General features: G+C 43.8%; 15 protein-coding genes. 7 read left to right on the top strand and 8 right to left on the bottom strand.

All coding sequences use genetic code 11. The annotated features are described in order from the left end of the window. Positions 1-33 precede the first annotated feature (33 nt). Positions 34-702 (top strand): histidine phosphatase family protein, encoded by a 669-nt coding sequence (locus tag V144x_RS11445; RefSeq protein WP_144985288.1) that lies wholly within the window; start codon positions 34-36, stop codon positions 700-702. Here the strand turns inward: V144x_RS11445 and V144x_RS11440 are convergent. Then, a complete protein-coding gene (locus V144x_RS11440) occupies positions 699-2,153 on the bottom strand; it encodes a pectate lyase (protein WP_144985287.1) in 1,455 nt (484 codons plus the stop codon). The two genes, V144x_RS11445 and V144x_RS11440, sit on opposite strands and share 4 nt — an antisense overlap. Positions 2,154-2,190: 37 nt before the next feature. Next, positions 2,191-4,302 (bottom strand): FAD-dependent oxidoreductase, encoded by a 2,112-nt coding sequence (locus V144x_RS11435; RefSeq protein ID WP_144985286.1) that lies wholly within the window; start codon positions 4,300-4,302, stop codon positions 2,191-2,193. 231 nt (positions 4,303-4,533) lie between these two features. Here V144x_RS11435 and V144x_RS11430 point away from each other — a divergent pair, with 231 nt between their 5' ends. Continuing rightward, complete coding sequence (locus tag V144x_RS11430) at positions 4,534-5,013, top strand: hypothetical protein (protein WP_144985285.1); 480 nt, start codon at positions 4,534-4,536, stop codon at positions 5,011-5,013. On the opposite strand, the gene V144x_RS11425 is transcribed toward V144x_RS11430, so the two are convergent. Further along, positions 5,001-5,582: a gamma-glutamylcyclotransferase family protein gene (locus V144x_RS11425; RefSeq protein WP_144985284.1), complete on the bottom strand. Its 582-nt coding sequence runs from the start codon at positions 5,580-5,582 to the stop codon at positions 5,001-5,003. The two genes, V144x_RS11430 and V144x_RS11425, sit on opposite strands and share 13 nt — an antisense overlap. A 155-nt stretch (positions 5,583-5,737) precedes the next feature. Between V144x_RS11425 and V144x_RS11420 the strand changes: the two genes are divergently transcribed. The 4 genes from V144x_RS11420 to V144x_RS11405 all read left to right on the top strand — a co-directional run bounded on the left by V144x_RS11420 (position 5,738) and on the right by V144x_RS11405 (position 8,903). Then, positions 5,738-6,775: a TauD/TfdA family dioxygenase gene (locus tag V144x_RS11420; protein WP_197998875.1), complete on the top strand. Its 1,038-nt coding sequence runs from the start codon at positions 5,738-5,740 to the stop codon at positions 6,773-6,775. 199 nt (positions 6,776-6,974) lie between these two features. Further along, positions 6,975-7,424 carry a YbaN family protein gene (locus V144x_RS11415; RefSeq protein ID WP_197998874.1) on the top strand — a complete coding sequence of 150 codons (450 nt, stop codon included), beginning with the start codon at positions 6,975-6,977 and terminating at the stop codon, positions 7,422-7,424. 179 nt (positions 7,425-7,603) lie between these two features. Continuing rightward, positions 7,604-8,527 (top strand): hydroxypyruvate isomerase family protein, encoded by a 924-nt coding sequence (locus V144x_RS11410; RefSeq protein ID WP_144985281.1) that lies wholly within the window; start codon positions 7,604-7,606, stop codon positions 8,525-8,527. Position 8,528: 1 nt separating this feature from the next. After that, positions 8,529-8,903 (top strand): DUF2237 family protein, encoded by a 375-nt coding sequence (locus V144x_RS11405; RefSeq protein ID WP_144985280.1) that lies wholly within the window; start codon positions 8,529-8,531, stop codon positions 8,901-8,903. A 108-nt stretch (positions 8,904-9,011) separates the two neighbouring features. Here the strand turns inward: V144x_RS11405 and V144x_RS11400 are convergent, their stop codons facing one another. The 4 genes from V144x_RS11400 to V144x_RS11385 all read right to left on the bottom strand — a co-directional run bounded on the left by V144x_RS11400 (position 9,012) and on the right by V144x_RS11385 (position 13,217). Beyond that, on the bottom strand, positions 9,012-10,217 hold the full coding sequence (locus V144x_RS11400) for a PQQ-dependent sugar dehydrogenase (protein ID WP_144985279.1): 1,206 nt from the start codon (positions 10,215-10,217) through the stop codon (positions 9,012-9,014). Between the two features lie 190 nt (positions 10,218-10,407). Beyond that, positions 10,408-11,547 (bottom strand): NPCBM/NEW2 domain-containing protein, encoded by a 1,140-nt coding sequence (locus V144x_RS11395; protein ID WP_197998873.1) that lies wholly within the window; start codon positions 11,545-11,547, stop codon positions 10,408-10,410. A 98-nt stretch (positions 11,548-11,645) separates the two neighbouring features. Further along, positions 11,646-12,743 carry a prenyltransferase/squalene oxidase repeat-containing protein gene (locus V144x_RS11390; protein WP_232102792.1) on the bottom strand — a complete coding sequence of 366 codons (1,098 nt, stop codon included), beginning with the start codon at positions 12,741-12,743 and terminating at the stop codon, positions 11,646-11,648. 114 nt (positions 12,744-12,857) lie between these two features. Then, positions 12,858-13,217 (bottom strand): hypothetical protein, encoded by a 360-nt coding sequence (locus V144x_RS11385; protein WP_144985277.1) that lies wholly within the window; start codon positions 13,215-13,217, stop codon positions 12,858-12,860. Between the two features lie 350 nt (positions 13,218-13,567). Here V144x_RS11385 and V144x_RS11380 point away from each other — a divergent pair, with 350 nt between their 5' ends. Next, on the top strand, positions 13,568-14,383 hold the full coding sequence (locus V144x_RS11380) for a phosphoribosylformylglycinamidine synthase subunit PurQ (protein WP_144985276.1): 816 nt from the start codon (positions 13,568-13,570) through the stop codon (positions 14,381-14,383). Between the two features lie 2 nt (positions 14,384-14,385). Here the strand turns inward: V144x_RS11380 and V144x_RS11375 are convergent, their stop codons facing one another. Further along, on the bottom strand, positions 14,386-15,606 hold the full coding sequence (locus V144x_RS11375) for a homocitrate synthase/isopropylmalate synthase family protein (protein WP_144985275.1): 1,221 nt from the start codon (positions 15,604-15,606) through the stop codon (positions 14,386-14,388). Positions 15,607-15,670 lie beyond the last annotated feature (64 nt).

Here is a 15,670-nt window from a genome sequence, read left to right as displayed (position 1 = left end):
CTATCTAGAGTTATCTCACTGGACTTTATAATAATGGCAAATAGAGAATTCATTCCCCGGCCTGAGCCCAATGTCACCAATCTGATTCTCATCAGGCATGGCGCCACACCACCAAATGAACAACGCCCTTATATACTGCAAGGTTGTGGAATCAATCCGAGCCTGAGTGAATCGGGTCAAAAACAAGTTGATGCTTTGTCTGAGTTCTTATCCAAGAACAGTGCGATTAACCATGTGTATTGCAGCCCCATGACACGCGCCAAAGAAACAGCGATGGCTGTCTGCCAACCTTTTGGTCTGGAGCCTCGGGAGATTGCAGAAATCCATGAATGTGATGTCGGGCAATGGGAAGGAAAATCCTGGGATATTATTATGCAGGAATCTCCCAAAGCGTATCGGGCTTTCATGGATAACCCTGCGGAAAATCAGTACGAGGGAGGCGAGTCGTACGGCGATGTTCTAAACCGCTCAGAACCAGCAATGCAGAATCTGCTAGAGCAACATTTGGGTGAAACCATTGCCGTTATTGCTCATAATGTTGTGAATCGAGTCTATCTGGCAAAGCTAATGGGGCTCGAAATCAAAAGAGCAAAAGAGATCACACAAAACAATACTGGTATTAATATTATCAGGCATAAACCAAATGAAACCAAAGTGGTCACGATGAACGCCATTTTTCACCTGAATGGTATCCCACACTAATCTGATTTTAATGTCAGTAAATAAGCGCTTAAAGTTTCCAAATTCTGACTGAAGACTTCACTGGAAATAAAATGACTGTTGACTGGAAACTTTGGTTGTCCCACAAGGCGTTGTCCAGTACTGATGCTAATCCAGCGTGCCTGATCATCCAATGTATTCAGAATTGTTTTGACCTGTGGCATTAATTTACGCCTGTTTAAGTGAGAAGCCTGTTTCTGTTTACCAGATTTCACTATATTGAATTCGCGTTGGAGTTCCGCCAATTGTGAATCGATTTTCCAGCCATAATGCCGTGGTAAATTCGAGTCATCATAGGTCAGGCTGTATTTCTTTCCATTCCTATTCATGTAGAGTGGTCGATTCGTCTGCAACGCATAGTATCGGGCTAATTGTCCATTCGGTAATTGGGATTTCCTCAGATAAGCAAGTGCTTTCGGAATCGGTTTCAAATATTTTTTGTCTCCACTGAAGCGATATATTTTCATCAAAGTTTCGATGGCATCCTGCGATTCTCCGCCGGTTACAGCTGGTGGTTCAAATTTACGAGCCCATATAGGCTGCATTTCATAATTGTATTGTTGAGCCCAGGCAGGTTGCGGATCAGGTAGCTGAGCTTCAATCAAAAAATCTCCCAGCTTCAATACTGCCTGCTGATAACGCTCATCCTGATAGATTTCATAGGCATCTATCAGGACTGTTGACACATAGCCTGCCAATCCATCATTTAGTGTATAGTAATCCCAGTAATTCTTGATGCGTCCTTCCGTGCGCCAATCATACTTGGGAAAGTTAGCTGCTTTTGCGGGAATCTTTTTAACGGGTCCTGTCCATACCTGCGGAAATGCGCCCACCGGAAATTGTGCTTCGAGTAACGCGTTCAAAGCGATCATTGCTGCTTGATGAATCTTTTGATGCTGGAACTGGTGCGCTTTATCAACGTGGATTAATAACTGAATTGCTGACTGTGTAATCCCATCATCAAGTGTAGAATTATTTTTACCTCTCCCTTTCCCATTACGGTAGTCAGCGGTCAATTTACTCTTGGGATTAAAATCGACCGAATTTGTCCAGCCACCGGATTTCAACTGCCCGTATACGAGGGAGAGTGCGGCATCGGTCGCTGCGTCGAGATAAAATTGATCTCCCGTTGCCTGCCAGGCACTCAGATACGCTAACCCAACCGTAGGAGTTCCCGGTGGTTGTACCCAAATCTGGTTCGGCCCTGCTTTACCTTCTCCCCAGCGTTGTTGCAGATCGAGACTATAGTAATAAACATAACCTCCATGTACGGCAAGTTTGTCACGGTAATACTCACTCGCCTTACGCATCGTGTGAACAATATTTTGTTTCGTAACTTGCTCAGCCGCGAGTGCTGAAGATTCGGCAAGTCCCTCAATCGAAATCAGAATGTAACATAACAGCAAAGTCAAAATAACTTTCTTATTGGGCATCGCTGACTCCTCTTTCTAGACTTGAATTGAATCCTTTTTACTTCGAAACTGGTAGCCACTGAACGGCATCAATGATCACATAACCGTCTGAATCCTCGTTTGTAACTTCGACTACCGCTGCCTGGTCTATTACAAAGTCGTATTCTCCTAACGAAACAAAAATACCATCCAGTGACGGCAGCTTCTTCTGATTAATGGTGCGAAGTGCTTTACCGTTCGCATGTTTGACTGCCACTTTGACTTTCGAGCTACGATTACCATGAGGAGTATACGCATAGCGTACTTCATAGCGTCCCGCTTTAGGCACTTTCGTTTCGAATCGGGCGACTGCTTTTCCATCCTGTGAGTTTGATTCGTGGCTATAACCTGAACCGATATATTTTTTAGATGATCTGCTGAATTCCCATGATCCTGTTAGATCGGCCTGTGAATCGTCGAGTACAATGCCCTTCAACTTCGCTGGATCCACACCATTTCGACCAAATTTTGCTTCGGGAGGCGCTTCCAGAATTTGTCCTTCTTTGACTAGTTTTTCTTTGAGAACAGCATAGGGTACATCTTGCACATCCAATTTTTGATCAATGGCAATGCCAGCTGCTGTTGCCGCCGAATGTCCTAAAATCATAAAAACTGGTTCCATTCGAATCGAACCGAAGGCAATATGTGAACTGGAAACACACACAGGTACGAGCAGATTTCCACACTCTCCTTTTTTAGGAACCAGACTACCATAGGCAATTTGATAGGGACCATGGGTTGAAACACCGATGTCTCCCTCATTTTGAACGTACCCTTCAGGTGTGACATATCGCTGCACGTTATGAGAGTCCATCGTGTAAGATCCCATACCAACTGAATTGGGTGTGGGGCGTTTTTTCAACAGTTCATTCTCTGTCATCACAAACTGTCCGATCATCCGCCGTGCTTCACGAATGTAAAGTTGATGTGGCCAGTTTCCATTATCAGTAAACTCATCCTTGGCGAGCCCCCATTCCCGCATCTTTTTTTGTACTTCACTTGGAACGCGCGGATCATTGGCAATAAAATAGAGCCAGCCTTTTTGATAGGTCTCGTGCTCTTTGATGATCTCCTTTCTGCGTTTGTATGAAGCTTCGGGATAATCGTAATTATAGCCAATGTTATCAGTACTCATTGGACCGTGATTGTTCGTATCCGTTTTATAATTGGGAATAGGATCAAATTTTGCGAAGGTTTCTCTCCAACCCGCCTGATAAATTCTCAATAACAATTCGTACTGGCTCGGATCATAGCCTTCGGGCTTAGGAAAAGGGATACGATTTTCGGCATGTTTGGTTAAGCACATCCTGAAACAGTATGCCTGAATCTTGTCATCACCGGCACCATACTTCCCTGGATTCGCACCGCTGATACGAGGCAGCAAACCACTGGAAGGATCTCCGGGAATACGATAGGGACTTATCTTTTGTTTGACGGCTCGAGAACCAAAATGGTGCTTGTGATGTAATACACCAATTTGTACTCCATTCCATTTCTCACCGTATACACTATTGGACTCTCTTCCAACGTGATAACTAACATCGGCTGCCGCCATGAGGTCACCTTCATAGGTCGCATCAATAAACATGAGGCCAGAATAAATATTACCATTGAGCATCGTAATGGAGGTAATGTTTTTACCTAACATATTCACTCCCTGCTGACGATCCAACCATTCATTGCGATGTACGGGAATCTTGTATTCTCGAACAAAGTCTTCGAAAACCTGTTCAGCGACGTGTGGCTCAAAGATCCACATTGTCCTTTGTTTCCCGTCAATGGCAGGAGTACCCTGCCCTTTGTCACCATACAATTCTCGTTTTTGCCACTTCCATGTTTCTGGAGCCTGATAATACTTCCAGATCCGATGATAAAACTCGCGTGCCAGTCCACCTATGACTGCTTTATTGCCGGTATCAGTCCAACCTAACCCCCCACTGGACAATCCACCAAGATGTTGATCAGGGCAAACAATGACAACTGACTTGCCCATGCGTTTTGCTTGAACGGCAGCTGTCACCGCGGCTGAAGTTCCTCCATAGATCACCACATCGTATACCTCTGCCTGCACAGCTTGAGTTGAGACTGTCGCGAACAGACACAATGTGATAAATTGACGAATCAAATTCATGTGTTGTATTTCTCCAAGATGATTTTCGAACTCTTTCTCAATGACTTCACATTATCAAAATCGACCTTTCATTCTACAGAAGAGAAAACTCAATACAAAGTCAGAATTGATGAATCCCAATTATTAAAGAATGTTCATGGATCAAATCAAATCGTGTTCGTTTAAGCTGTCGATATTAACAATTCCACAATTTCTCATCATGTACTCTTTATAAAACATAATGGACTCAAATTGACTGAAGAATTAACGGCCTATCACGAAGCAGGCCATGTATTGATGGCAGTTCATGTCGGTGCCCGCGTTCATTCCGTTACGATCGATCCCGACTGGGATGATGGTCCTGAGCGTTTTGGCGATGCACAACTCTCTTGGCCAGAGGGGCGATTTGACCAAAAAAACTATCTTGAAAAAGCCGTTCTGGTTGCGCTGGCAGGACCTGTTGCAGAAATGATTCATACAGGAGACCCGTTTCACCCTGCCATGGTTGCTGAATGGTCGGGCGATTGGCGAGAAGCATGGAAAGCTGCTGCGACTCTGTTTCCTCAGCAACCAGCGAGAATGCAATATTTAGAACAAAAAACCCTGGGACTCTATCAAATGCTTCGAACTGATGCTTACTGGTCGGCCATCGGAGAACTAGTAGATCAACTCTTAGCACATGAAACCCTGGAGGAGGAAATGATCTATGAAATTATCTCTCACTGGGTTTGATCTTCATAATTAAGTATCTGGTCATTCTCATCAAAGCTAGATTGCTGTTTTTTGCGAATGGTATTCAGCAGATTCTGATGCATACTAACACTCTTTTGGTCAGAATCGGGCAGAAAAGAAACTTGTTGCAATTCATCCAGATAACTTACTGGGAATTTGTGAAACTGAGCCCCCAGCATGACTAACTCATGGTACCAATCAAAGGGCTTGAGTGAATGGTCGACATATTGAGGCATCGCCTGATAAGTAAACACATTCATTGATTGATTCTGCTGGGTTAAAACATTGATCTTCAAGATTTGATAGCCCTGTCCCAGTGATTCATATTGATCAAGTCGACTTTTTTGTCCTTCTGAAATTTGATAGACGACTCCCCATACTTCCGTTGAATAATTTTCCTGGAATACAATGTCACATTTTCCAGAACGATCCAATCCAATTTTGTGAAATCGTAGCTCCGCTCGCTGTAAACGAGCTACCGAAATGATATCACATGGTCCAATACGCTTTTCCAACCTCGCTGGGTGCATATTTGAACCATACGCAAAATACTTCTGAAACTCTATCATACAGCCTCAACTCTTACTTTAGTTTGATCTATGTTGCTGATGTGGTCGAAACTGTATACGTACTAAAACTATTCGCATCAGTTTTCTTCTGTTAAAATCAATTTTAAACTGACATCAATAATTCAGCAACGGCATTCATCAGGAGCGAGCTAAGAGTGGGTATATTGAGTGATGACCAACTGCCAGGCCCTTTTTCAATTCCTGCAGCCTGGAAAGGTGATGAGCTGTTTCAGAGACAAGACTGGTTGATTCATCTTAATGAACTGCAGCTTCAAGATCTGGAACAAGCGCTGGATACGATTTCAAAAGAAAAACTGACTTTCGATCAGATTTCTCAAGCACAATTCCCTCTGCCACACTTAAGCCCCGTTTTAAAACAAATTCAACATCAACTGGAACATGGCTCAGGAGCCTGTCAATTAAAACGATTCCCTGTCGAGAACTATTCTTCATCAGAGCTGGAGAGCCTCTTCTGGTTACTCTCGATTCATTTGGGAACACCAGTTTCTCAAAGTGCCACTGGAGAAAAAGTGTTTCATGTCAGGGACGAAGGCTATCAGGTGGGACAAGCACAGGCGCGGGGGCCAAACACACGAAAACGACTCAGTTTTCATACTGACCGTTGCGATGTTATCGGATTTCTCTGTATCCAACCCGCTGTTTCCGGCGGTAACAATCAACTTGTCAGCTCGATTTCACTCTATAATGAGATGCGTACCAAATGCCCTGAATTGGCTAATGTTCTGATGCAGCCTTTTTATTATCTGCGTCATAATGTTGATACAGGTAACCAAAAACCATTCTGCCAACAACCAATTTTTTCAGTTCACGAAGGACATTTTGCAGCCAGTTTCTTACGTGTACTCATTGATCGTGCTTATGCTTCTCCTGATCTGCCTGAAATGTCACAGGCACAACAAGATGCCATGAATCAACTGGAAACACTGGCGGAATCACCAGAATTGAACGTTACATTTCGGCAGGAAGCCGGTGACCTTCTCTTTTTGAATAACTGGGTAACCTTTCATCGCCGCGACGAATTTGAAGACGCTGATGAAGATAGTTTAAAGAGACATTTGCTACGTGTCTGGTTGTCCGTCCCTAATAGCCGTCCACTCGATCCACTATTTGCAGATAATTATGGAACCACAAAAGCCGGATCCGTTCGAGGGGGTATGCAACCTTCGAAATAAACCTTGATTGTTTTCAACGTCAACCAGACTGCGGGATTTACCTCAGAGAGTAGTATTAAAAGATCGATCTTGTTCAAAGACTGAATTCAGCTAAAATATTTTTATTCATTTCCACTCTCAAGCAAAACAGACCTTTATCTACATGATCAGAGATTCTCAACCGCAAAAAAAACTCTCTAAGGATTCAAGCAGTCCCAGAATGACCTTGGACCGAATTGCGTTTGATGAAATCCATCCTGCTTTTTTAGACACACTTGATGAAGTCTCCGTTCCTACAGTAACAGGCATCAAAAAAGCTGCTTATCTCTTTTTTGCACTCGTGTTTTTTGTGTTAGGTGTTCTCGGTGTTGCGCTACCGGTACTTCCTACGACTCCTTTCCTGCTCTTGACCAGCTTTTTTCTAATCCGGACATCACCTCGATTGAATCGCGCTTTGTTACGTTCCCCGATTTTGGGACAAGTTTTAAAAGACTGGCAGCAGGATGGTGGCATTCGAATGAATGTAAAAATTCAAGCGATTTCGATCGTTGTCATCATCATTACAGCGACGTTGATTCTTTCTCCGCTTTCAATGCCCCTCAAAACGACTCTCGTCGTCCTGGCCAGCATTGGAATTCTGGTCGTCATCCGACTCCCACGACTCTCCTGAAAACAGTATTCCACTGAGATTTCTGAATCATTCGATATCGATCTCACTGCAGAATGAGTAACTTTTGCTCACTCCAGACGATTCCAAGACAAATCAGGTGCATCCCCTGCGCACTTTGACTAGAATAATTATCTCCCAATAATCAACCGGTCTAAAATTCACAATCAGGAGCCAATCATATGCAACGCCGAGAGTTTCTTAAAAATAGCGTTATTGCAGGCAGCACTGCTGCATTTGTGGGAAGTACAACTCAAGCTGGTGAATCAGACGATATGAAACCGTTTCACCTGAAATACGCTCCTCACTTCGGCATGTTCAGAAACGCCGCCGGAAATGATCCCCTGGATCAATTGAAATTCGCCGCCGACCAGGGTTTCACTGCCTGGGAAGATAACGGAATGAAAAAGAAACCCCAATCGCTCCAGCAGCAAATAGCAGACACAATGGACAAGCTGAATATGGAGATGGGTGTTTTTGTAGCACACGGTTCCATTGGTAAGCTTACATTTACTCGTAAAGATAAAGATGTTTGGAATGCAGTTCTAAAAGACATTAAAGACTCAGTCGAAGTCGCAAAACGGGTGAATGCCAAGTGGATGACTGTTGTTCCAGGCAATGTCGATGAAGGTCCTCGTGGTCGATTGGCAGAAGGATACCAGACTGCGAATGTAATTGAATTGCTCAGACGCTGTGCTGATATTTTTGAACCTCATGGAATGGTAATGGTACTGGAACCTCTAAACTGGTATGCCAACCATGGTGGTGTTTTTCTGCAAGGCTCACCTCAGGCATATGCAATCTGTAAAGCCGTGAATAGTCCGGCCTGCAAAATTTTATTTGATATTTATCATCAGCAAATTACTGAAGGGAATCTGATTGTTAACATCGACAATTGCTGGGATGAAATTGGTTACTTCCAATCTGGAGATAATCCGGGACGGAAAGAACCAGGTACGGGTGAAATCAATTATCTGAATGTATTTAAACATATCCATACCAAAGGATTCGATGGTATTATCGGAATGGAACACGGAAATTCCAAGCCTGGTAAAAAAGGTGACATGGCTGTCATTGAAGCCTATAGAGAGGTAGACCGGTTTTAAAATGAATCAAAAAAAAGCCAAAAATGTACTTGGTACCGAACTGGAAACTTGCTCGATGGACCCGGTCACTGGATTTTATCGGGATGGTTGTTGTAATACTGGTAGCTCTGACATGGGACTACATACAGTTTGCACAGAAGTCACGGCAGAATTCCTCGCATTCTCTAAACAACGGGGCAATGATCTCAGCACACCTCACCCTCAATTTGACTTTCCGGGCTTGAAACCCGGTGATCGATGGTGTTTGTGTGTAGAACGCTGGAAAGAAGCTCTTGAGGCAGGTATGGCACCTCGCGTGGTTCTTGAAGCCTGTCATATTTCAACACTTGAATTTGTCGATCTGGAAGACTTGGAGCAATACGCAATCGAAGCATAGTATTACACCAAGCAATTCATATTAAAAAGAAAAACCACGGAACCTTGACTAGGTCTTCCGTGGTTTTTCTTTTATTAGTTGCAAATTAGACTCAAATGCAAGATCTGATTATTTTGATTTGAGCATAAAAATTTCACTAAAAGAGGAAGTAAGAAACATCTCGCCATTCTGATCTGTTCCGAATGTCATCACCGGGATGCTCGGCGATTCAATCACATGGTTTGCAGTGACTTTCTTGTTCTGGGCATCATATTTTAAAGCCCAAAATTTACCAGAGACATAATCACCGTAAATGTACGCACCTTGTATCGCAGGAATCTTTTTACCGCGATAAACCGAGCCACCGGTAATCGATTTTCCTACACTATGATCGTATTCCCAAATCGGTTCAATTAAATGAGGACGCGGTTCCACTCCGTTTGGGCCGAATGGATGTTTTCCTTCACGGACGGACCAGCCATAGTTCCCTCCTTTGACAATAATATCTATCTCTTCCCAGATATTTTGTCCCACATCACCGGCCCAGAGGATACCCGTTTTCGTGTCGAAGGCGATTCGCCAGGGATTACGTAATCCATATGCCCAGATTTCCTTGCGGGCTGTTTTGATCTCAGCACTTTTTCCGTGTAAAAAAGGATTATCTTTGGGAATCGCGTAGTTTAATCCCGAGTCCTTGTGATCAACATCGATTCGACAGATCGTTCCCAAAACGGATGACAAATTCTGACCGTTATGGAAAACATCATTCCCGGCACCGCCATCTCCAAAGGCAATGTAAAGTTTTCCATCCGGTCCAAAGACTACTGTCCCACCTCCATGATTCCAGGCAGGCTGTTTCACACGCATCAATACTTCTTCGGAATCTGCAAGTGCTTTATCGGGGTCATTCCCGGACACACGAAAACGCGAAATCACTGACGTATTCACGGGTTTGTCGGGGGTACTGTAATAGATAAAGAACTCGCCGTTCTCTTTAAATTTCGGATGAAAAGCAAGTCCTAACAACCCTTCTTCATTCTGTTTGTCGTTGTAAGTCACACGATCCGAGATATCGAGAAAAAGCTTTCCTTCTTCAAGATCTTCATCTTCGGGTGTATTTGGTACGACATAAACTTTCCCCTTCTGCGAAGCAATAAACAGGCGATTCGATCCATCACCCGCATGGGTAACTACAATCGGACGATCAATTTTGAGATAGGGAAAGACTTTAACAATCTTTACGGGAGCGGGCGAAGTATCGACTTTCTCTGCCGCGAATACTTGCTGAGAAATCACAAGCACTACAATGAATAGAAGTATGGATATTGTTTTCATAAGCTGTCTTCTTTGTAATTAATCGAGGTTAACGGATGAAAATTATGACTAACATCAGTCATTAGCCTGGATCCAGATTTATAATAGCATGGAAGCTACAATCTTTATCTTGGATGCACTCCAGAATAGAAAAAAAGACGTGCTAACGCTACTCAGCAGTCAAAATTGCATTCGTCGAAAGAGAACAGAGTTATTTCTTTAGAATCAAAACTGGACGACACCAGTTGACATGATCTTGAATATCTGCATTCTTCCCAAAGTCCACTTTCAGCACTAACTCTTTAGCACCAGTAAGATCGATACGTGGAACGACGACTGCTTGCTGTTTGCTTCCACGAATCGTTTTTTGAAAGACAATGCGTCTATCGACGAGAATCGCTACTTCAACATTACCTGCTCCATTAGTTGCATCATCGATTCCAACTTCTGTCTGGAACCTGACATATTTGCCATCAAGATCATAACTCAATTCAGCAGCGCTGTGCATTCCGATACCAAAGGCAAATTCCTTACCTCCTACAATCAGTGGTCCTGATAAAACATTCCGATTTCGATTCCAACCCCACTGTTGAGAAAAAAAAGGAGTAAATTCATAAGCAGTCGGTTTGAGTTGTGACAGGTAAATGACCTTTCCGTCTAATGGAACAATAGAATTCAATTGATTTAACTCAATCTGGATCTCTGCCCCAAATAATGTTTTGATCTTTGCCATTTTCTTGACGATTGTGAGTGAAGATGCTGTCAGACGTGTACCGTCTGACAGTTCTATTTGATAGTGTAACTGATCCGGTTGCGGAAAATTGATCAACTCAGGATTAAAACAAAAAAAACGAATTCCCCGCCGGGGAATCGCTGTTTCGCCGGCCCTCGATTCGAATCGGAATGTCGATGCATTAAATCCCAGAAATTCCCCTTCCAAAAAATCTCCGTTTTTCAAATAAAAGAGATCTGACTTTTTTTCTATACGTGCAATTTTTTTTATAAATTGTGAACGACCTTGTTGCATAGAAGGCCATTGAAAATAAACAGCCTGTATCGTTTCCAGTGGTACTTTCAATTCTCCCACTTCGGGATAGGAAACTAAACGTATGAGGATCGTTTCATCTTCGGAGCGAAGTAATTTTGCATGTATACGATCATCATTCGCGAGAACAATCAGTCCTTCATTCGGCCGTGGAAGACTATGATTTCCCAAGTTGACCCTGATCGTTTCATCGGCAGGAAAACTTTGTTTGCCTGATGTTGTCTGTAACGTAATCTGATTCTGGTTAATTTGTAGTAATTTACCCTGAACGAAATTCCCCTCGATCGGATAGAGCTCAGCAGCCATCACTGCCGCTTCTAAAATGAAGCAGCAAAAAAAATAGATGATCACTGAAAATCGCATAACACACCGAACAAAAAAACTATGAAACCGATAGAATTAGTTTAACGCTGAAAGATAGGGATATTATTGCGTGGAATCTGTAACACAATACAGGACATGGCGGTACTATATTCGATGCAATTTGAACTGTCGGGACGCCAACCACCACTCGTCATCTGGCCGGAAATTAATTCTTCTCTGATTGCAGGATACCAACGTCCCCAATATTGACCTCCAGCTTGCCACATCGCCTGAACGGCATAATATTGGCCATAAAAAAAGTGGCTCCCCCTAAAGTAACGCTGATTGGGTAAATGTCGCATTAAGTAAGCCAGTCCATTCTGAATTTCTGGCCCTTCATAAATCCCGGCGCTATAAAGGGCCACAACTCCCGCAGCGGACCTCGGAAATTCACTCACTGCCTGTCGTACAAGTTGATAGCGAAACCCTCCATCCGGATTCTGGCTTTTCTTAACATAGTCAATACAACGATCAATGACGTCTTTGGAAACAAAGATTCCACAATTTCGAGCAGCCCTTAATGCCATAATCTGGCAAACCGTCACTGACAAATCAGCGTCTTTACTCTCGGGAGTATATCGCCACCCCCCTTTTGCATTTTGAGACTTCACAATCAGTTCTACAGCCTTTTCCAATTTTACACGTACATCTTTACTACGAGTCATTCCATAGACTTCGGCAAGAAACAAGGTGGCAAAACCATGCCCATACATGGGCCCGTGTGAAATGCTCTCGGGAGAAATGATATACCCAGATGGTTTGCAGGAAGCCAGAATAAAATCAACCGCCTTTTGGACCTGAAGTCCATATTTCCCTCGCCCCGGTGTATTCCCGTCTGCTAGAAACGCCATTCCACACAAGGCAGTAACAGCAACATTCGTTTTAAACGTGGAACCGGAACCAAACGATCCATCGGGGTGTTGTCTTTCGGCAAGAAATTTTAGACCTCGCTTTACGGTAACGCGCGTCTGTGGCGTATAATACTTTTTGCCTTGTACATCAATCGAACGGTTCACTTCCACCTGAGCGTAGACTGTAGTGCTCCCGATAGCAAAAATTGCGATCAACACCAGGAGTGCGCGCCAAAATTGATCAGCCAATTTGGAGAGTGGTATGAACTGGGAGAATTGAAAATTCAAAATAGCTACTTACCCTGAAATAAAGTTCAAAGCGTCTCTTCATATACTGTATTGTACGTAATGCACAGGCAATGAAAAGTAGAAGCATAGAAAAAGCACATCCGGTCAGTCCGATTAAGGGCGAATGACTTCTGGATATTTCGAATTGCGGCCCGATAATTCCGGTACAGGATGCAAAGTCTCTCCTGGACGTGGCTGCACAAAAGGACGGCTACGCATTGACTGCTCAATCGCCAATCTTGACTCGGTTCGCTGAGTTCCAAATTCGCGAGGGCGCACTACATCCGGACCTAAAGCACTGGATGGCAATGGATCTTCGAGTTCCATTAGTTTTTTTTCCTGAATGCGCTGGCCGCGAGTCATGGCCTGACGCCCCGGAAAAATACGTGGAATCCGGGTGTTATAGGAATTAAAGCACCCCGAACAAGCAGGTAGCAATAAAGCAAGCAGGAACACACGAAAAAAGAAGCTCATGAAACGGCATACTTATTTAGAAGCAAATCATTGATTTCATTTTGATGAAAATCAAGACAGAACAGAATCTGTGAGGAGTTGCGGACTATACCAGATTCACTTTATAACGAATAGATCGATTTCCACTGGTCCCCGGAAAAAATATTCAACATAAACCACTAATAATAAAAGACTTACAAACCCACAACGATAATCATTTCTTGGGAACACAGGAAAACAGAGTTTTTACAGGGTATCAACGCCGTAACTCTGGAAGAAAAATGGTTTTCGCAATAGCATCCTCTTAAACGAGAACGATTCTCATCCCCCCTGGAATTTGTAGTGAAATTGTAAGGATTAGTTCTGCTCTTATGTCAAAATCCCCAAAAGTCTGTGTGTTACGTGCACCCGGAACCAATTGCGACATCGAAACCGCACATGCATTCGATCTCTGCGGAGCCCATTCAACAAGAATTCATTTGCTTCAATTGCTGGAGAATCCCAATCAGTTAGACGATTATCAGATTCTCTGTCTTCCCGGTGGTTTCAGCTATGGGGATGATGTAGGAGCCGGTGTGATCTTTGCCAGTCACTTGCAGGGACAACTCTCCGAAACAATTGGGAATTTTCTTGCAGCAGATAAATTGGTTTTGGGGATTTGCAACGGATTTCAAGTTCTTCTCAAAGCCGGAATTCTTCCCGGCGGTGCGAAAAGTTGGCCTCCCCCACCGAATCAAAGCCGTGATGCAACACTGACCTGGAATACTAATGGAAAATATACATCGCTCTGGGTTCAACTCGGAGTGCTAGCACCAGAAAATGTATTTCTGAGGGGAATCGATCAGATTGAACTTCCTATTGCCCATGCCGAAGGACGCATTGCGGTGAGCGATGTGGCGGTTATCGAAAGCTGGAAAGCCGATCAACAAATCGCCATGTGTTATCGTGAATCAGGAGAAGCAGAAACCACTCTTCAAGCAGAGATCTTGGATTATCCAATCAATCCCAACGGTTCGGCTTACAATATCGCTGCATTAGGCGACCCCTCTGGACGCATTTTAGGCTTGATGCCACATCCTGAACGTTTTTTATTCGCAACGCAACATCCCCAATGGACGCGTCTCGGCCTGGAAGGTGAAGGCGCAGGTATCCAGCTCTTCCGTAATGCCGTCAATTATTTTGAATAGCATCAATCAGACAGCCTCAGTAACAGATCATCATCGACCAGTTCCCCTTTGGGGAGTTCTTTGATCGCGAGTAAAACGCGCTGCACCACTTTTTCGTTTGGCTCTTTTCCCAATTCGTGCAGCCGATGTAGAATTGCTTTCTTTCCACTGTGCCGTCCTAACACAAGCTTAATGCCATCTGCTCCTACCGTTTCTGGACGATAAGGCAGATAAGTATCAGGATTTTTGAGCAAGCCATCCTGATGAATTCCTGCTTCGGTCGCAAAGATATTACTGCCAGCCACCGGCTTCATGGGTGAGAGTGAAATCCCTGTCAAATCAGAGACCAATTGACACAATGGCTCTAACTGAGAGATATTCAATTGATGGGGACGCTCAAACTCATCCTGATGTAAATGCAATGCCATCGCAACTTCTTCGAGTGCCGCATTTCCGGCACGCTCTCCGATACCATTCACAGTGCACTGCACCACATTGGCACCTGCTTCAATACAAGCTAATGTATTCGCTACCGCCAAACCAAGATCATTGTGAAAGTGAACTGCCAACAACACGTTTTCAATACCCGAGACCTGATCTTGGATCTGGCAGATAAAATTCTGAGCTTTATAAGGCGTCAGAATCCCCACCGTGTCTGGAAACCCAATCGTCGTGGCACCGGCAGCAATCGCCTCTCGGTAGACCTCACACAGAAAATCGGGTTCGGTTCGACTCGCGTCTTCGGGACTGAAAGCAACAATATCAAATTTTTCTACCGCATATTGAATACTATCAACGATCAGTTTTAGAACTTCTGATTTACTTTTCTCTAGTTTAAACTGGCGATGCAAAGGGCTGGTTCCACAAAACAGACTCACCCCTCTTTTGTGTGGTGGATTTCCAGCCAATGCCAACTCAGCAGCGTCAATATCACCCGGCAATGTGCGACACAAGGCTGTGAGTACAGGTTTTTTAATCACACCTACCATACTTTGAATGGCTTCGATATCTGCTTGTGAAGATGCAGGGAACCCAGTGTCTAAAGAATGGACACCTGCCGCCTCCAGTGCTTTGGCGATTTGTAGTTTCTCGATCGGATCCAACGTGGCGCCAGGCATCTGTTCGCCATCCCGTAAAGTGGTATCACTGAATAACACAGTACCTGACCGGTGATGATGTCGGATGATCGCACGCTTTACTTTGTTTTTAACGTTTTTTTTTGCACGCGAGAAAAGCTGAAACATCAAATTGTATCCATACAAAAAGTTGATCTCACAGTTTTTGAGTTGCAGAGGATTATAGCATGTC

This window comes from Gimesia aquarii, assembly GCF_007748195.1.
Lineage (GTDB): Bacteria > Planctomycetota > Planctomycetia > Planctomycetales > Planctomycetaceae > Gimesia > Gimesia aquarii.
The sequence above is the reverse complement of the archived record's forward strand: the minus strand, read 5'-3'. Positions and strand labels throughout refer to the sequence as shown.